The 19,207-nt window shown below is 71.1% G+C and carries 9 protein-coding genes; 6 read left to right on the forward strand and 3 right to left on the reverse strand.

The window, feature by feature from the left end; genetic code table 11:
- Positions 1–28 precede the first annotated feature (28 nt).
- Positions 29–4,978: a CHAT domain-containing protein gene (locus ACZ5XS_RS28855; protein WP_468656119.1), complete on the reverse strand. Its 4,950-nt coding sequence runs from the start codon at positions 4,976–4,978 to the stop codon at positions 29–31.
- Positions 4,975–6,360 (reverse strand): hypothetical protein, encoded by a 1,386-nt coding sequence (locus tag ACZ5XS_RS28860; protein ID WP_468656120.1) that lies wholly within the window; start codon positions 6,358–6,360, stop codon positions 4,975–4,977. The genes ACZ5XS_RS28855 and ACZ5XS_RS28860 overlap by 4 nt, the downstream gene beginning before the upstream one ends.
- 190 nt (positions 6,361–6,550) lie before the next feature.
- On the opposite strand from ACZ5XS_RS28860, the gene ACZ5XS_RS28865 reads away from it, so the two are divergent.
- The 5 genes from ACZ5XS_RS28865 (at position 6,551) to ACZ5XS_RS28885 (ending at position 16,146) form a co-directional block, all read left to right on the forward strand.
- Complete coding sequence (locus tag ACZ5XS_RS28865; RefSeq protein WP_468656121.1) at positions 6,551–9,883, forward strand: CHAT domain-containing protein; 3,333 nt, start codon at positions 6,551–6,553, stop codon at positions 9,881–9,883.
- A 146-nt stretch (positions 9,884–10,029) separates the two neighbouring features.
- The gene (locus tag ACZ5XS_RS28870) at positions 10,030–10,683 is read left to right on the forward strand and encodes a ribonuclease FAU-1 family protein (RefSeq protein ID WP_468656123.1); all 654 of its coding nucleotides are present in this window, start codon (positions 10,030–10,032) and stop codon (positions 10,681–10,683) included.
- A 106-nt stretch (positions 10,684–10,789) separates the two neighbouring features.
- The gene (locus tag ACZ5XS_RS28875; RefSeq protein ID WP_468656125.1) at positions 10,790–11,575 is read left to right on the forward strand and encodes a hypothetical protein; all 786 of its coding nucleotides are present in this window, start codon (positions 10,790–10,792) and stop codon (positions 11,573–11,575) included.
- Positions 11,572–12,927 carry an alpha/beta hydrolase gene (locus tag ACZ5XS_RS28880; RefSeq protein ID WP_468656127.1) on the forward strand — a complete coding sequence of 452 codons (1,356 nt, stop codon included), beginning with the start codon at positions 11,572–11,574 and terminating at the stop codon, positions 12,925–12,927. The genes ACZ5XS_RS28875 and ACZ5XS_RS28880 overlap by 4 nt, the downstream gene beginning before the upstream one ends.
- Positions 12,928–13,131: 204 nt before the next feature.
- Positions 13,132–16,146, forward strand: a complete 3,015-nt coding sequence (locus ACZ5XS_RS28885; RefSeq protein WP_468656128.1) for a glycosyl hydrolase — start codon at positions 13,132–13,134, stop codon at positions 16,144–16,146.
- Between the two features lie 1,624 nt (positions 16,147–17,770).
- On the opposite strand, the gene ACZ5XS_RS28890 is transcribed toward ACZ5XS_RS28885, so the two are convergent.
- Entirely contained in the window at positions 17,771–18,133 is a 363-nt protein-coding gene (locus ACZ5XS_RS28890; RefSeq protein ID WP_468656130.1) for a winged helix-turn-helix transcriptional regulator, read from the reverse strand.
- Positions 18,134–18,253: 120 nt separating this feature from the next.
- On the opposite strand from ACZ5XS_RS28890, the gene ACZ5XS_RS28895 reads away from it, so the two are divergent.
- Positions 18,254–19,129: an NAD(P)-dependent oxidoreductase gene (locus ACZ5XS_RS28895; RefSeq protein WP_468656131.1), complete on the forward strand. Its 876-nt coding sequence runs from the start codon at positions 18,254–18,256 to the stop codon at positions 19,127–19,129.
- Positions 19,130–19,207 lie beyond the last annotated feature (78 nt).

Here is a 19,207-nt window from a genome sequence, read left to right on the forward strand (position 1 = left end):
GCGCTGCCCAGGACACGACACGGCCGCCTCAGGCTCCGGCGTGCAGATGCGCCGCCCACAGCGACGGGGCCCACGGGCGCTTCGCCCGCCCCCGGTGCAGGGCGAGGTGCAGAGCGTACGCCGGGCTTTCCGTCGGCGGAGCCGTGGCGTGGTCACCCGCCAGCAGGGTGTAGAAATCGACGGCGACCTCTCCGGCCGCCGTGTCGTCGACGGGCCAGAGGGTGCCGATCACATGGCGATAGCCGCAGAGCATGAATCCGGCCGTGATGTGAACGGACTCGTCCGCCAGCCGCTGGTTGGTCAGCGTGGTACTGCACGCCGAGAGATAGGCGAGTTCGGCGTCCGGGAAGTGCAGTGAGGAGATCGCGTCGACCGTGAGGCGTGCCGTCCCGTTGCCGGCGCCATCGCCATCGGCCCGATCGCCGTCGCTCAGGAGCAGTCCGCTGCGCCCCGGAGAGCCCCACTCGCTGACGGCGTGGCAGGCGAAGTGGACCACTCGGTGGGCGGAGAGCGCGCCGAGCACGGTCTGCGGCGTGTTGTGAGGAGGTCCGATCCGGGTCGCACCGGGCAACAGGCTGACGATGTGTTCGGTCTCGGTCCTCACGTGCCGCAGCGGGCGGGTTGTTCCGGTCGGCTGCGCCATTTCGACCAGCAGGGCGCTCTTTCCGCTCCCGTCGGCGAGGGCGCCGGGCCTGGACGTGGGAACCGGTGCCGTCGTCCGCGCGGGGCGTCTCGCGTGGGCCAGTGCCCGAATGGTCGGCGTCCAGGAGGAGACCGCGCGGTCCATGACGGTGCGTGCGGTCCCGCACCGCGCTCCGCCTTCCTGGTGGTGGCCCGAAGCGTGCCAGGGCAGGAAGGACGTGACTCCGGCTGGGCACCACCAGATCCTCGGCCACTCACCGGGATCGTCGTCCGGGCGAAGGGACCGGGTCAGTCCGATCCGCTCCAGCACCGGCTCCGCCACGTGGTCCCACTGCCACTCCAGCAGCTCGACGAGGTCCCGCATGCGCCGCTTGGCCTGCGCGTAGTCGGTCACGGGCGGGGAGCCCGGCACACGTCCCTCCAGCAGCCGGCCCGCCCAGTCGATCACACGGCTCTCGGTCACCTCAGGGAGGTGCACGACGGTGACGGGTGAACTCGGATCCGAGGTGAGCAGCAAGGCGTCACCGCGGTGCCTGCTGACCGCCAGCATGATCACCGTGCCGTGCTCGGCCTGCCGCCGGAGCGTTTCCAGGCGGGGGCGGCCGAGAAAGCCGTCCAGGCCGGGCACGGCTCGGATGCGCGAGAGGAGCGCGTGCCATTGCGAGTCCATCGCTGCCCGGTCGGCGGCGATGCGCTGTATGGCCTGACCGGGGCTGACGACGCTGTTCGTGCCGTCGGTGTCTCCGGCTTCATCGTGCTGCGCACCGGACGCTTCGTCGAACTGCTCTGCGAGACTGATGTGGTCGGCGGCGTCTCGCCTCGCCCGTAGGGCCTCGAACTCGTCGGCCAGGTCGGGGCAGGCCGCCCGTAGGTCGTCGATGTCGCCGCGCATGTCGAGGGTCTGGTTGAGCATCACACCGCGTGCCTGCTCCAACAGTTCGACAGCACGTGGGGGATTTCCGCAGTTCAATGCCGCCCCAGCGGCCTCGCTGCCCAGTCCTTCCATCTCCCCGAGACCGAACTCCCTGTCCCCGCGCGCCAGCCGCCAGGGAGCGAGCTGCCCGAGCAGGTCGACCGCGCTCTCGTAGGCCTGCAGAGCCCGCCCGGTCTCGCCTGCCTCCAGGGCAGCACGGCCGAGGGCACGGGCCGCCCTGATGCGGTCCCCGATCGGGCTGACCGTGGAGCGAGCCGCCCGGTCGAGCAGACGCAGGGCTTCATCGAGCTCCGCACGACCTGCCCCTGCCCCTGCCCCTGCCCCTGCGCGGTACGCGGTGCGCATTGCGGCCGCGCAGCCGGTAAGGACGGACGCCTCGTCGGGGTGCTGGGGAGCGAGGGAGGCGACAGCGCGACGGGCGGTGGCCATCGCCTCGCCAAGGGCCTTGGGCGAGGCGTCGTGGCGATACCGCAGTCTCCAAGCGGTCGTGAGATTGGCGAGCCGGTGCGTCTGGTCGGGATGACCCGGCGGGGAGAGGGCGACGGCCCGGCGGCCGGCGGCGACGGCGGCGGCCAGCTCCCGCCGACCGCCTGTCACGCCGTACTGGAACAGCAACGCCCCGCAGAGATGGGAAAGCAGAGCGGGCAGGTCTGCATGGCCGCGCTCGGTGACCACGACAGCCGTGCGGGCGGCGGCGACCGCTTCGCCGACTGTGTTCTCGGCGTCCGGCTGGTCCTGTCGCTGGTGCAGCACCTGCAGAGCCCCGGAGAGGTTCGACTGGTACATGGCGTGGTCCGGGTGAGCGGGTGGGCAGGCGGAGACGGCTTCGCGTGCCGCTTCGACCGACTCGGTCAGGTGCCGTAGCTCGCCGCTCCGGTGGTAGCGGGCCCGCAACCCCAGGCTGATCTGGGACAGCAGCTGCGGGCGGAGCGGTTGTCCGGCCGGAGCGAGGCGAAGACCCTCCTTCGCCGCGTTGGTGCCTTCGCGCAGCACGGTCGGCTCGCCTGTGCGCTCGTGCTTCGACCGCAGGACCATCGCGAGGTTCAGAAAGTACAGCGGCCGGTCCGGGTCGTCGGGGTGCGCGGTGTGGACCGCCGCGCGGGCCGCGCTCTCCGCGTCGGCGAGCCGGGCGAGATCTCCGGTCCGCCGGTAGCGGTGAAGGAGGATCCCGCACTGGTTGCTCAGCAGTGCCGGTCGTGCCCTGTGGGTCTCGGGCACCGCGTCCACCGCCAGGCGGGCGGCGGTCACGGCTTCCTCGCCGGCCGCGTCGTCGTGGGCGAGTTCGCTCCACTGGTGGAGTGTGGTGGCCGCGTTCGCCATGCGCAGGGGGAACTCCGGCTGCCCTGGCGTGATGAGGGACATGAGCTGACCCGCGCAAGTCGCGGCTTCCCCCAACGCGGAACGGTCTCCGGTGTGTTCGTACAACATCCGGAGCACCCCGGTGAGGTTGGAGAGCTGCCCCGCGAGCGCTGGTGAGCCGACGGGTGTCGTGTGCACCGTCTCACGTCTGAGCGCCACCGCCTCTTCGAGTGCCTCCGTCGATCCGGTCCGTTCGAAAAGGGTGGCCAGTGCCATGGAGAGGTTGGACTGTACCGCGACCGCGATGGCACTTCCCGCGCCTGCCGTGCCCATCGCCCGCCGCGAGGTGGCGATGCTCTCCTCGAGAACCGTCGGGTCGCCCGTCGCCTGATACCGGACGAGCATCTGGTGGGCCAGCGAGGTGAGATGGGCGGCCTCGTCGGGATGACCGGGAGGCGTCGTGGCGACCGCACGGCGGCCGAGCTCCACCGCCTCGTCGAGATCCGTACCGCTGCCCGTCCGGTGATAGCGGTCGAGCAGGGAATTGGCAAGGTTGCCCTGGACTTTGAGGAGTTCGGGATCGCCTTCGGCGGCGGCCCGCACGGCGAGCCGGCCGGTGTCGATCGCCTCGTCCAGCGCCAGGGGGTCACCGGTGGCGTCGTAGACGTCCTGGACGACGAGCATGAGGTTACCGAGCGTGGCCGCCCGGCCGGGATGACCGGGGGGTGTGGCCGCCGCCGCTTCCCTCAGCGCGCCGACCGCCTCGGACAGCACCGCGGGGCCGCCTGCCGTGGAATGTGCCCGCGCGCGCAGCGCCCGTCCGAGCGTCAGCAGGTGGCGATATCGCTCAGGGCTGTGCGCGGGCAGAGAGACCAGCGCCGCGCGGCACACTTCGGCACACTCGTCGAGGACAGCCATGTCGGCGGTCGTACGGTGAAGGTCGTAAAGCGACTGGGCGAGCGCGAGGGCGAACTCCTCGGGGCCGTCGAGCGCATCGCCCCCGGACAGCACGGCCCTTCTGGCCGCGTCCACCGACTCCCGTACGGTGTCGGTGTCCGCCGTCCGGGATCCCAACGTCCCAAGAACGGCCGAGAGGTTGGCGAGAGGCAGGGCAGCGGCAGCTCCGTCAGGTACGAGGGCGACAGCCTGCCTGGCGTGGGCCGCCGCCTCGACGAGTGCCTCCTCGTCGTCGGTCCGTTCGAAGTGCGACAGGAGGGCCAGGGCGAGATTGCTGAGATTGAGTGCCCGGTCCTCGGCCGGTGCGGACTCGAGGGAGGCGGCCCTGCGGCCGGCTTCCAAGGCGTCGCGCAGATCCTCCGAGGAGCCGGTTCGGCCGTAGCGGGCGTGCAGCGCACCGACGAGGTTCATCAGACGGGCCGCCAGCTCTTGCTCCGATGCCAGGGAGGACGATCCGTCCTGCGACACGGAGCCGCTGCCGCTGCTGGTGCCAGGGCTGGTGCCGGAGCTGTCACAGGTCTCGGTCACGGTCGCACGGACGGCCTCGCGTGCCGCGGCGACGGCGTCGTCCAGCAGTCCTGCCTCACCGTCCTGCCGGTAGAGCGTGAGCAGAGCACCGGAGAGATTGGACAGGCAGGCCGCCCGCTGTTCGGTGCCCGCCTTCGAGGTGGCCGCGATGTGCCGCAGGACGAACAAGGCCGGCCGCAGGGCTGCTCCGCCCCGGGAGCCGGGAGCGTGCCGGTCGATCGCCGACACCATCCGGTCGTGACAGGCGCGAAGCGAAAGCCCGGGAGCGGCCGGAGGCCCGCCGCCGGGCACATGCGCGGCGGCGGCGCGTCCGTAGAAGTCGGCGACGGCACGGGGCGGACGAGTCGCACCCTCCGCGACCACGGGGAGGAAGTACCAGGCGGCCGCCCGCAGGTCCGCTTCCGCGGCATGCTCGCCGGCCCGCGCCACTGTCGCGCGCCGGAGATGCAACTCTCCGGCGGCGACGGCCACTTCCACATCCTCGAAGAGGTCGCCGACCGAGCTCAGGAGACGTCCGAGGGCCGCCACGGCGCCGGGCCCGCCTTCGCCGACGGGGGCGTCGGTGTACGCGCGGACGGTCGCGAGCAGATCCGCGCGTTCGGCGGACGAGCGGGTCACTCGAGGCCCCCGGCATGGGGCGACGTGTACAGCCATGCCTCCGCCTGGTAGTGCTTCACCACGGCGGTCACCCGAGTGAACTGTGCCGGACTCAGTCCGGGATAGCCCGGCGTGACGACCTGTCGGTAGAGGAACTGGCTGATCAGCACGCCCAGTTCGGCACTCTTCCGGGCCCGGAGGGCATCGCGCAACGGGGAGCTGTCCAGCAGGCGGCAGAAGCTCAGGACCGCCTCGCCCTCATAGCCGTTGGCGCCCGCCTTGAAGGTACCGGCGTCGAAGGCCATCCGTAGACGCATCTGGTCGTCGTGCCGCTCGTTGTCCTTGCGGAGCAGGGACCCCATCACGTTGATCAGCCCAGGCAGCGCCTGGGTGATGTCGGTGTCCAGGGGCAGGACGACGTTCATGCCGTCGCCGCTGCGTTGGTGCTCCAGATCCTCCAGGTCGAAGCCGATGTCGCCGAGGACTTCACGCACGAGCCGGTCCAGACGCGTCTGCAGTGTCGTCCTTTCCAAGGCGTCACGGTCGGAGTACCCGACCACATCGACACCGAAGCCCATCCGCATCTCGGTCGGCTTGCGCGGGCCGTCGTTCCCGTGGCGGACCGTTCTCGCCGCGCCCGGTGACGACGCCTCCGGCGGCTCGGACGTCTCCGGCATCGGAAGCCGTACGGTGAACTCGTCGGTCAAAGCGTGGGGTTCCATCCCCATCGCCGCCTCAGCGGTGAGTCTGTAGCCTGCCTTCGCCGTGACATGCGCCTCCTCGCAGCCGGCCGGTACCAGAAGGACGAACCAGCCGACGTGCGAGCCCAGCCGCACCTCGCCGCCGTCGACTGCGCGATGCCGCCAGCGGCAGGCACGTCCCCCGACTCCGAAGACGGTGATGTCCGGCGTGAGGGCGGGAAGCGGCACACGAGCGAGCCTCCCGTCGCCGCCTGCGCCTCCGCCCGAGCCCGTGCCGCCCGGGCTGTCGGCGTCCGGGAGGGCGAACTCAAGGTCGCCGGTCAGTACGTACGTTCGCGCCGGCTCGGGCCGTGCCACACCCGTGGGCAGCGCGGCGTTGACGATGAGGTCTCCGTCGTCGAACGAGAAGCCCGCCTCGGCCCACTGGGGCCCCGGCACCTCAGGGTCGAAGTCCACGTCGTAGCGCGCCTTGACCAGATACACGTCGCGGCCCGGCAGGTCGGGCGGCGTGGGCAGCGGCCGCACCTGCCAACCGTGGAAGACGATGTTGCCGACCGGGACCCCCGAGGAGTGCTGTTCCCAGGAGCGGACGTCATCCCTGAGGAACAGCCCTACCTCCGCCAGCGATTGGGAGGCCTCGGGTGGCAAGTCCGTCGGGATGTCGGTGTCGGTCTCGGTGTCGGTCTCGGTGTCGGTGTACACGGGCGGTAACTCCATACAAACGGCTCGCTTCCGTTCGCGCGCGGGCACGTTGGCCCCACGCGTCGATGACCGTCCACATGTGAACCGTTTCGCTGACGGCTCGCTCTGTGCAGTGTAGGCAATACGAAGGGTGGCCATCCGGGTGACCGGAAAGGCCACAGGAAATGTGACAGGACGGCAGGGCAGACACATGACGGGTCCCGAACCCGAGGACTTCGACGGGCCGGATCAGCGGTCTCCCGGCGAACTGCTGGACGCGTATCGGCGCACGGACGATCTCGACATCCTCCGGGAGATCGTGCGCCTCCTGAGGAGAGCCGCCACGGCCCCCGAGGCGCGCGACACCCTCCACATCCAGCTGACCGCTGCTCTGCGGGACCTGTTCGCGCGCACCGGCGAGATCGCGCCGCTGGTCGAGGCCGTCGAGACCGGCAGAGCGGTGAGGATCCGCGACGCGGCGGCGGGCCGGCCGTCGCATGTCGCCCTGCTGTCGAATCTCGGATGTGCCCTGGAAGACCTCCACCAGCGCCAGGGCGGCACGGACTTGCTGGCCGAAGCCGTCGACGTGAATCGCGAGGCCGTACGACGCTCCGATCCGGGAGACCGCAACCGACCGGGCCGCATGGCCAACCTGTGCAACTCCCTGCACTCCCTGTACCGCGAGAGCACCGGTGAACGCGCTGCGTTGGACGAGGCGGTGACGGTGGGCCGGGAGGCGGAGGTGCTCACCCGGGGTCGGCGGGACCGGGTGCGTGCGTTCGTGACGGGCAACTTGCAGAACGCTCTGGTGTCCCTGTTCGAACGAACCGATGACGGCAGCCTGGCGGACGAGGTGACCACGACGGGGGAGGAGTCGATCGCGACCTTCGCCGCCAAGGACCCGGGCCGAGCGGTCGCCCTGTCCAACCACGCCAACGCACTGCGGGTGCTCGCCGCGCGCAGCGGCGACCGCGCACTGATGGACGCCTCGCTCGCGGCGGCGCGGGAGGCGGTGGAAACCGTCGGCGACGACCGCGTGGACCGCCTGGAGTGCTTGACCGGCCTCGCCGCCTCACTGCGTCTGCTGTACAGCAACACCGGCGACGACGCGTGCCTCGAGGAGTATGTCCGGCACGCCGCCACCGCCGCACGCGAGGCTGCGGACGGGCCCATGGCCGCGACCGCGCTCGGGAATCTGTGCCTCGCGCTCCGGCTGCGCCATGACCGGGACGGCGACCTGCAATCCCTGCTGTGGGCAGTGGATGCGGGCCGCCGCGCCGTGGCGGCCACCACACAGGGGCAGGCACACCGCGTCGTGGTCATCAACCGACTGGTCAACGCCCTCCACCTGCTCGCAACACGCGAACAGGACCCCGAACCGCTGGCAGAGGCCGTCACGCTGGCGCGGCTCGCCGTCGCCAGCTGTCCGCCCGACCACCCCCACCACGCCGGGAACCTGTACGACCTCGCCCGGCTGCTGCTGGAGACGGCTCGGACCAACGCGGACCCCGCGCCGGCGCGGGAGGCCGTCGACATCTGCCGTTCGGCCGTGGCCGCGCTGGACGACGACAACCCGGACCTGGCCGGTGCGCTGCTGATCCTCTCCCAAGCCTTGTGCGCCCTGTGGCCGGACGACCAGGCGGCGGAGCCGGGCACCGTGACGCAGCTGGAGGAGGCGGTGACGCTGGCGCGGGCGGCGGTGACGATGTTGCCCGCGGAGTCCACCCTGATGCCTGCCGCTGTCCGTACGCTCGGACAGGCGCTTTTCGCCCTCGGCAGCGCCCATCCCGACCGGATCCGAGGACGCGCGGCCCTCGAAGAGGCGCACGACGAACTGACGGAACGCGTCGCCGCACGCGAAGAGGCGAGGGCGAAGGACCGCATCGCCGCAGCACGGCTGGCCGGCCGGGCGGCCCACCTGGCCGGGAACCACACCGGCGCCCTCGCCGCCTTCGAGCGGGCCGTCGACCTGCTGCCGAGGATCGCGCCCCGCGAACTGCTGCGCGAGGACCGGGAATCCGGACTCGGCGCGGTGGCCGGGCTGCCAGCGGAGGCGGCGGGGGCCGCCACCGCTGCAGGACAGCCCGGACGTGCCCTGGAACTGCTGGAGCAGTCACGCGCGCTGCTCCAGTCGGAACTGATGGGAACCCGGACCGCTCTGGACGCGCTGGCAGATCGTGAACCGGACCTGGCCGAGGAGTTCCGGCGCCTCCGCTCCCGCACTCGAGCCGCGGAGAGTCTCCTGCCCTCGACCACCGGCCCCGGCCTCGAACCCGCGCTCTCCGAACGGGCCGCCATCCGGCGGCGCAGGGAACTCGCGGACCACTGGACAGATCTGTTGGCCCGCATCAGGCGCTCGCACGACGACTTCGCACGCTTCCTGCTGCCGCCCGCGCTCGCCGAACTGCGTGCGCAGGCCGCCGAGGGCCCCGTCGTCACGGTCTACGCGGGCCCTTTGCGCAGCGACGCGCTCGTTTTGCGCCCGGAAGGTGACCGGCCGGTCGACGTCGTCGAACTGGCCGGATTCTCATGGGAACGCGCACTGAACCTGGTGGTGCGGCTGCGGTCGGCCTGTACACGGATCTACGGCGAACCGAGCTATGGCGGCCGACGGGCGGCGCAGCGGGATCTGGCGAGGGTGCTCGGAGACCTGTGGGACACGGTCGCGTCGCCCGTGATGGACGCCTGCGGCATGAGCGTTCCGCCGCCCGACGGGACAGCCCTGCCCAGACTGTGGTGGTGTCCGGTCGGCATCATGGCCTTCCTCCCGTTGCACGCGGCCGAGCAGTACGACGAGGCCGGGACCGGTCCGTCGGTACTCGACCGAGCGGTCACCTCGTACACCCCCACCATCGGAACGCTGGCGCACGCACGCCGGGCGGCCGGCCCTGACGAGGGGCCGGGCGCCGACGAGCGTCCACCCGCCGACAAACACCTGGAAGGCGGCACACTGATCGTCGGACTGCCGGACACACCGGGCGCGCCCGCCCTGCCCTCCGCCGAAGAGGAATGCGCCGCTCTGCAGCGCCTCCTCCCCGACGCCACGGCCCTGTACGGCCCGGCCGCCACGCATGAGGCGGTGACGGTGGCCATGCGCCGCAGCTCCGTTGCCCACTTCGTCTGCCACGGGGTCAGCGACCTACGCGGCCGGGGCTACAGCAGACTCCTTCTCCACGACCACCAGGCGCGTGCGTTCACCGTGGCCGACGTCTCCCGACTCGACATCCCCCACGCGGACCTCGCCTACCTCTCGGCCTGCGAAACCACCGATACCGCGCCGAGGTTCGCCGACGAGGCGCTGCACATCACCGCAGCCTTCCAGACCGCCGGATACCGCAGTGTCATCGGCAGCCTGTGGAAGATCCAGGGCGCCACCGGCACACGCATCGCCGCAACCATCTACGAGCAGCTGACCTCGCATGGCACCACAGCGCCGCGGCCCACCGCCTCGGCCCGGGCACTGCACACAGCAGTCCTCGCCGTTCGAGCCGGGAATCGGCAGGCCCCCGGGCTCTGGGCGGCCCATGTGCACTTCGGCCGGTGAGGCGGGTGCCAGGCGGTGCCTGCCGCCGCAACGCGCTCGCCCGCCACGTGCGCGGTCACCACAGCGCGGCGCCTTGTCCAAGCGCCCGCCCAGGCGCTGAACTGCTGCCCGTGGCCGGGCATCCCGGCCGGGACGGAGGAAGAGCGGTGCGCAACTTCGAGGCGGGACAGACGGTCGTACGGCGTGACGTGCACCGCACCGGGCGGGTGTGGTGTGAGCAGGCCATGCGGGTCGTCGCCGACACGAGCGAGGCCCTGCTGGCCGCCTGCGCACCGGGGGCGGACGCCCGCTGGCCCACCCTGTACGCCAAGGCCCGCGCAGACAACGACCGCTCGATGCGTACCGAGGCGTTCGAGGCGCTGGCCACGGGGGAGTGGGACCTCTCACCCGGGACGTGGCAGGACACCGAGCTGCTGATGTGGAAGACGCCGGCCACATGGTTCAGCATCTACGCCTTCTATACGTCGGCCGGACTGCGGAACTGGTACGTGAACTTCGAGCACCCCACGGTCCGGACCGTCGACGGGTTCGACACCTTCGATCTGACCGTGGACCTGGTCGTCGACCCTGATCTGACCACCCTCACCTGGAAGGACGAAGACGAGTACGCCCATGTGCGACGGCTGGGCATCGTGACCGACTCCGAGCACCAGGCCGTGGACGCCGCCCGTACCCAGGTCCTGGCGATGATCGAGGAACGCTCCGGCCCCTTCGCCGAGGCCGACGCCTGGGCCGGCTGGAGGTGGGACCCGGCTTGGCCGACTCCACGCCTGCCGCGATCTGCCTCGGCCGCGAAGTGAGCGGCTCCGGAGGGGGAGTTGAACCGCTGGCAGCCGGCAGTGCGTCTTCGCTGAATACGAGAGACGCGCTGCGTGAACGCAGTGACGGATGTTGCACACTGACCGCATGACTCGCACGAGGAAGGTCGCCGCCGCTCTGCTGGCCACATCGGCCGCGCTGCTCGCGATACCCCCCACAGCCTCCGCCTCCATCACCCCGACCCCGCACACCACCCAGTTCAGGGAGAGCTTCGACCGTCTCCCTCTCGGCCCGGTGACGTCGGGCCGCGGCTGGACCGCCGACACCGCAGACGGTTCCCTGACCGTCGAGCCCAGCACCACCGGCCACGGCCGCGAACTGCGGCTCCGCACAGAGGGCAACGGCCGTGCCTTCATGGTCCTGTCCGACCTCGCTCCCCGCGGCAACAGCTTCTGGGCCCGGCTGCGGCTGCGCGTGAACGACTTCCCGACGGCCCCGGACTGGGCGCACTGGACCGTCGCGGAAGCATCCGGCTCCGATGTCCCCACGCTCGTACGCCCGTTGGGCGGTCAGTACGTTCCCACCTCGGGCGCCAATTTCCGGGGCGTCGGCTCCGATCTGGGCGTCACCGGGGACTGGACCGCCTGGAAGACCTCCGCTCCCGCCACCGCGGCGACATGGCAGTGCTTCGAGTTCCACCTCGACGCGCGTGAAAACCGCGTCACCGTCTACCTGGACGGGGCGCAGGAGTCCGAGTTGACGGTCTCCACGAAGGAACACGGCGGGACGAGCGACGACTTCGTCTTCCCGCACTTCGACACACTCAAGCTGGGGTGGCAGCTGTACCAGTCCGACCCCACGCCGTCCTCGTACGACGTCCGCATGGACGACGTGGCACTGAGCAGCAAGCGGGTCGGCGGGTGCGCCTCATGACGGGAGACCTGCCTCGCAGGGCGGTGCTGGGCGGGCTCGTCGGCGGGCTCGCCCTCACGTCCCTGCCGGCCGGCCCGGCCGTCGCCGCCGGGCGGGACCGCGAGCCGTACGTCTCCCTGGCGGTGGCCGGCGGAGGTGGTCCGGCGGGATCGGACCGGGTCCACGTGCTCAAGATCGGTCCGGACACGGCACACACCGTGCTGGTACTGGTCCCGGGGATGTTCGGGGCGGCGGGCGACTTCCGTCTGCTCGCCCGGGACCTCGTCCAGGCTGTGCCCGGTGTGCAGGTGTGGGCGTTCGACCGGCGCGAGGAGAACCTGGCCGACCGCTCGGGGTTCACCACCGCCGACCCCGTCGCGTACTACCTGGACGGCCACTACCGCTCCCAGGACCCCGCAACCTCCGCCTTCGCCGCCCGTTGGGGCCTGGCCCGCACCGTGGAGGACCTGCGCACGGTCGTAGCCGCCGCGGCCCGCGGCGGCCGGCGACGGGTGGTGCTCGGCGGCCACTCCTGGGGCGCCACCACCGCGATGGCCTACGCCGCCTGGGACTTCGACGGTCGCCCCGGGTACCGGGACCTCGCCGCGCTCGTACTTGTCGACGGTGGCGTGCAGGGGGCCTTCGAGGGGACCGGGCAGCCGGTGCACGACTCTCCGGAGGAGGTGCGGGAACGGCTCGCCACCATCGACGGCGGGGCGGTGTTCGACATGACCCTGAGCGGAGTCGGGCTGGGCGACCGGGCGGAGAGCACACAGATCTGGTACCAGCTCGCGGGCTGGTACGCACACCGCGACCCGGGCGGCCGCTCGGTCCTCCAGGCCCGGCTGCCGGGCGCGTTGCAACCGCCGTATCCCGTCACCAACGCCGGTCTGCTGGGCACCTTGGTGGACGCCGGATTCGGCTGGCCCAACGACATCAGTGTCCACTCCGGGCATCTCGCCGACAGTGGTGAGGTGCGCGGCTGGGTCGACACGGGCATCACGCCCATCAGCCGTGTGGCGGCGGCCTACGCGGGTGGCCCGGAGCCGGCGGTGTGGGAGTGGTACTGGCCGTCCCGGCTGTCGGTGGACCTCGACGTCGTCGATCCCTACGCCGACACCGACCTGACCCGATCGCTGGGGCTGCGGCTGCGGCACACCGGGGAACTTGACGTTCCGCTGTACGCCTTCGAGACGAGCTACGCGAAGGGGACGATCGTGTCGTCGGCGCGCGAGGTGGTGGCCAACTCCCGTATTCCGTACGGCACATACGAGTCGGACGACGGGATGAACCATCTCGATCCGTTGTTCGCCGCCGCGCGGCACAACACCCTGACCCACACCCTCGCGCCGTTCCTCACCGGACTGCGGTGACGAGTGACGAGAGGCATCGGCGGGGCATCGCACGGATGCCCCGCCGATGACGGTCCGGGCGCGCGGTAGAGGGCTGGGCCATCGCCGTCGAGAAGGCGTGCGCGCAGGGTAATGGGGGCGCCGATCTTGACCCCTCCGGGAATCCGGGCTTAACGTTCCCGCGTTCACAGGGAATTGAAACGATTCAATCACTTGGGGCGACACATGCAGAAGTCCATTCCGCAGCGTGGCGGGATATCCCGGCGGACGATGCTCGCGGCCTCCCTGGCCGCCGGCGCCAGCACGGCGTTCGCCGCAGTCGGCTCGACGGACGCCGACGCCGTGCCCCTGACCGGTCGTCAGAACCTGTCCGGCGACTGGTTCGCCACCTCGCCGCGGTCCGTGCGCCCCAAGTTCCGCTGGTGGTGGCCGGACGGTCTGGTCGACCCGGCGGAGATCGCCCGTGAGATCGACCAGATCGCCGACGCCGGCTTCGGCGGAGCCGAGATCGCCGCCGTCCACCACAGCATCAAGGACAAGTCCGTCCTGGACACCGCCCACCACGGCTGGGGCAGCGCGCCCTGGCGCGACGGCGTCGTGGCAGCCCTGCGCCAGGCCGCCCGACGCGGCCTGACCATCGACGTCACCCTCGGCCCCAGCTGGCCCGTCGCCGTCCCCGGCGTCACCCCCGACGACGACACCGCCGCCCAGGAACTCGCCTACGGCCGCGTGTCCGTGGCCGCCGGCACCACGTACCAGGGACCGGTCCCCGAACCCGTGCACAAGGCCGCCCCCACCGTCACCCGGAGCCGCCTGCTCGCCGTCCAGGCCGCCCGCGTCGAGCCCGCCAACGCCACCCGCAAGGAGACCGGCCTCGACCTCGCCAGCGTCCGAGACCTCACCGCCACCGTCCGCGACGGCACCCTGACCTGGACCGCCCCCGCGGAGGGCGACTGGGTGCTGATCTCCTACTGGCAGCGCGGCACCGCCCAGCAGCCCGAGTCCGGCCCGCACACCACCCCGGCCGCCTACGTCGTCGACCACTTCAGCCCGGCCGGCACCGCCGCCGTCACCGGCTTCTGGGAACGCACCGTCCTGACCGGCACCGTGCGGCGCCTGCTCAAGGCCGCGGGGGGCGCCTTCTTCGAGGACTCCATCGAGCTGGAGACCGACTCCCTCGTGTGGACCTCCGCCCTGCCCGACGCCTTCGAGCAGCGCACCGGCCGCTCCCTCCTGCCGTATCTGCCCGCGCTCGTCCTCGACAGGAGCAACCAGGTCTTCGCGTTCGAGGCCCAGCTCACCCGGCAGATCCGGCACGACTTCTGGGAGACCGTCTCCCACCTGTTCAACACCCACCACGTCACCGCCCTGCGTGACTGGGCGCACTCGCTCGGCATGTCGCTGCGCGCGCAGCCGTACGGACTGCAGACCGACGCCATCGCCTCCGCGGCGATCCTGGACATCGCGGAGGGCGAGTCGCTCGGCTTCAAGAACCTGGACGACTACCGCTGCCTGGCCGGCGGTCGCGACATGGCAGGCCACACCGTGCTGTCCTGCGAGTCGGGCGCCTACAACGGCTCCGCGTACAGCACGACATGGGACAGGTTCCTGCGCACCATGGGCGGCGCCTACGCGGCCGGCGTCAACCAGACCGTCGTGCACGGATTCTCGTACGCCACCGCCCCCGGGGTGAGCTGGCCCGGCTTCGCCGCCTTCAGCCCCTACAACGGTGCGGCCGGCTACGGCGAGTCCTGGGGACCCCGGCAGCCCACCTGGCGGCACGCCGAGGACATCACCGGCTGTCTCGGCCGCGTCCACCAGGTCCTGCAGACCGGCACCCCGCGCGCCGACGTCGCCGTCTTCCGCCAGACCGGCTACACAGCCACCGGCATCGGCGCCTCCTGGTTCACCGCGACCGGCGTGCCGCTCGGCTGGACCCACCAGTTCCTCAGCGGACCGCTCCTCGACCTGCCTGCCGCCCGCGTCTGCGGCGGCCGCCTCGCCCCGGACGGCCCCGCCTACAAGGCCCTGTTCGTCGAGGGGGACTTCTTCTACGGCTCCACTCCGACCCTCGCCCTGACCGACGCACGCAAGCTGCTGGAACTGGCCCGCGCCGGACTGCCCATGGTGCTGCTCGGCACCTTCGACCAGGCACTCACGCCAGGCGTGCCCGACCGGGACGAGACGGTACGGCTGCGCGGCGTCCTCGCCGATCTCCTCGCCCTGCCGAACGTCGTCACCGTCACCGACAAGACCGCCGTCGGGGACGCCCTCACCGCCCTCGGCGTCACCCCGGACGTGCTCCACGCCGCGCCCTCCACGCTCCTCAACAACCACCGGGTCAGCGGCGACACCGACTTCTACTACCTCTGCAACGGAAAACACGCCGAGACCGTCAAGCCGCCCGTCGCCACCATCGACCACGACGTCACCCTGCACCGCACCAGGCGCGGCGCCACCGTGCCCTACCAGCTCGATCCGTGGACGGGCGAGGCGACCCGCATAGGCCGCTACACCGAGGTCGGCGACACCATCACCGTGCGCGTCACCCTGGGCCCCGGCCAGGCCACGGTCGTCGCGCTCGGCAGACCGGGACTCTTCGGCGACCGACACGGCAACAGCCCGCACGCCGTGTCCGGCGACGCCGACCACGTGCTGTTCACCGACCGCGGCCTGGCCGTGCGTGTCTCGGTACCGGGCACCTACACCACCCGCCTCTCCCGGGGCCGTTCGGTGACCACCAAGGTGCCCGCCGTGCCCGACCCCGTCACACCGGACCGCTGGCAGCTCGACGTCGAGGACTGGTACCCCGGCGCCGACACGACCAGCACCGACATCGTCCGCCGCACGCTCACCCTCGACACCCTGCGGCCCTGGTCGCAGATCCCCGAACTGGCCGACTCCGCCGGCATCGGCCGCTACCGCACCACCGTCGTCCTGCCCTCCGCATGGACCTCGTCCCACGGCGCGTACCTCGAACTCGGCCAGGTCAGCGACACCTTCCGGGTCACGGTCAACGGCACCCGGCTGGCCCCCGCCGACCGACTCCACCCGGTTGTCGACCTGGGCGGGAGCCTGCGGCGCGGTGGCAACGTGATCGAGGTCGAGGTGGCGACCCCGCTCATCAACCGCCTCCGCGTCGCCCAGCCGGCCGTCTTCGGCACCACTGCCCGCCAGGCGTACGGGCTCACGGGCCCCGTCCGGCTGGTGCCGTACGTCCAGGCCCTGGTGCGCGCGTGACGTGCCACCCTGGGGGCGGTCTCCGTCCCCAGGGGTGACTCCTGCGGTGGCCTCGCCAGATCGCGGCGGCCGAGGCGCGGACACGCTGGGCGACTCGGACAGCGACGCCGGGCAGGGGCCGACCGGCGCCCAAGTGGCTGGAGAGGCCCAAGAGTTCACCGAGTACTGGACCCACCGACAGGAGATCCGCCACGCCACGGCCGGGACACCGACCCGGAGCCGAGGGCTCTGTCCGCAGTCCTGGACACCTTCATGCGGGCCTTGCCCCATACCCTTCGGTAGCCGCAGGCACCCGCCGGGACACAACTCCAGATGGCCATCGGTGAGCCGGCCGTCGGCACGTGGACCATGACCGCCACCGCGGACCGCTGGTCGCCGGCCCAAGCAGCCAGCGACCGGCCGCATCAGTGCGGCTGGATCCGGAGACCGCCTGGTGACTCTGCACCCGCGGAATCGGCCTGGCACTCCGCCCCCGCCCAGGCCCGCATCAGCGAGAGCGTCGGATTGCCGCAGCCGCCTGCCAGATCGTGTCCATCGTCTCCTGACATCCGCGCACCGGATCAGCCTCTGGGCGCACGCGTACCGTGGCCGTACGACCTCAGCACCATGGACGGCCGCTTCTACGGGGTGACGCACTCGACATGCGCCGGCCAGAGGATGGGTGCGAGGGGCAGGACATCCTCCGCCCTCCCGCACCAGCCGACTGGAGGCCCCATGTTTTCTGTGAGTTCCCTGCTCCGCAACCGAAAGGCCGCTTCCTTGGCCATGGTCGTCGCGGTGGCGGCCGCGGCCACCGCGGCCACCGGTGCCACAGCAGCGTCCAACAGCCCGCAAGAGCGGCCGGTACAGGCGAGCGTCACCGGGTCCGCTGCGTTCCGTCTGCCGTACATGGAGGACGCCGACCTCCGCTCGCTGACGTTCGACGCTCAAGCCGCACCCTTCAGCCGACCGATCCCCGGCGTACCCAGCGGACTGCCGACCGACGCGCACGGAACGGTGAAGATCTCTCATTTCTCTGCGGAGCGGAACATCACCTCACCGCCGAAGGTACGGTCGACTGTCCGGCCACCGCGCCCGGCAGCGCCACCCTGACCGCGGTCATCACAGAGGTGAGCGCCGGGGGTCCGAAATGGCTGGGACAGCGACTGGGGTTCAGTGTTCATGACGGCGACGTGGACAAGCCCGGGAGGATGTCCCGGGACCGGGTGGGATTCTCCTGGGACGACGGGGTGAATTGGACGATCGGCGCCGACACACACATGGATTCGGTGAATTCGTGCATGGCACCCGCCGCCTTCGCACCTGTCACGAAGGGTGGATACCGGGTCCGGCACGCAGACATGCCTCTCTGGCCGACGGGCTGACCCTCGCACCGGACGTCGCCGGCGGGCCCCACGACCGGTGTGGACGTGAGGGCGCAACAGGGTGATGACGACCGCCGTACGGCCCGGCCCGGTTGGTTCTCGCCGGCATCGCCACCGGCGCTGTCGTACTGCGCACCCTGCGGGGTGAACTCGCCTGCGGAGCGGGCCTGTTCCAGCGCGGTCGGGCCGGGAAGGCGAGCAGCCGAGGCAGTCCCGCGGAGTCGACTGCGGGCGACGGCGACGATCAACGTCTCCCGTCCCTACCCCTGGTCGGCGGAGACCTTCTCGGCTCCGATGCGCCGCATGCGGTCACTGCCCCATTCTCCCAGTGAGGCCAGGGCCGCGTTGAGCGAGACGCCGTGCTCCGTCAACGAGTACTCGACCTTCGGTGGCACTTCCCGGTACACCTCACGATGCACGAGCCCGTCTTGTTCCATCTCCCGAAGATGCTGAATCAGCATCTTCTCGCTGACGCCCGGCAGACCGCGTCGAAGCTCGGCGAACCGGCGGGTCCCGTGGTGGCTCAACTCCCAGAGGATCAGCGACTTCCACTTGCCGGCGACCACGTCCATCGCCGCGTCGATGCCGCAGAAGTAGGGACCACGTCGTGCTGATGTCGCCATTCACCCTCCGAGACGTGCTTACCCACGAGTGAGTACCTCACTAATTAGTCCGTACTGGTCAACCCTATCGGCGGCGGAGAGGATTCAGTCGAACGACGAACACGAGGGGGAATCCCAGAAATGACAACCAACAACGGCGTCCACGTGAGTGTTCTCGGGCTCGGGGCGATGGGCGGCGCTCTCGCGGGCGCCCTGGTGAAGGCCGGATACGCGACCACGGTCTGGAACCGCTCACCGGGGAAAGCGGACGACCTCGTCGCGCGGGGCGCCAAGGCCGCTGCCACGGCCGGCGACGCGGTCCGCTCCAGCCGCTTGGTGATCGTATGCCTGCTGGACCACGCGTCGGTCCACGAGGTGCTCGATCCGCTCTCCGAGGAGCTGGCCGGACGAACCCTGGTCAACGTGACCACGACGTCACCGGCCCAGTCGCGGGAGCTGGCCGCCTGGGCCGCCCAGGCCGGGACCGCGTATCTGGACGGCGGCATCATGGCCGTACCGCACATGATCGGCCAGCCGGGGGCATCGATCCTCTACAGCGGATCCGCCGAGGTCTTCAGCGAGAACAAGCCGCTGCTCGACCTGTGGGGAACCAGCACCTACTTCGGTGAGGATGCCGGACTGGCGTCCCTGTACGACCTCGCCCTGCTCGCGGGTATGTACGTCATGTTCGCCGGATTCATGCACGGCGCCGCCATGGTCGCCCCGGCGGGAGTGACGGCGGGCGAGTTCGCCGCTCGGGCCACACCTTGGCTGACTGCCATGACCAGCGCCTTCGAAGGCTTCGCCGAAGTCATCGACGGTGGGGACTACACCGTCGAAGGGCAACAGAGCCTCCGGTTCTCCGACCTCGGTCATCTCCTGGCCGCCAGTTCCGACCAGGGCATCAGCACCGAGCTGCTCGCCACGGTCCAGCGGCTCATCCAACGCCAGATCGACGCGGGCCATGGAGAGGAGGGCTTCGCCCGCATCATCGAGAGCATCCGGCAACCGGTCTAGGCCGTTCCCGTTCCCGTTCCCGTTCCCGTTCCCGGGCACGCGTCCGGCCCGAAGCCACGCGGGAGCCGTCGCCGGATG

It is taken from the genome of Streptomyces sp. NPDC033131 (genome assembly GCF_055578365.1).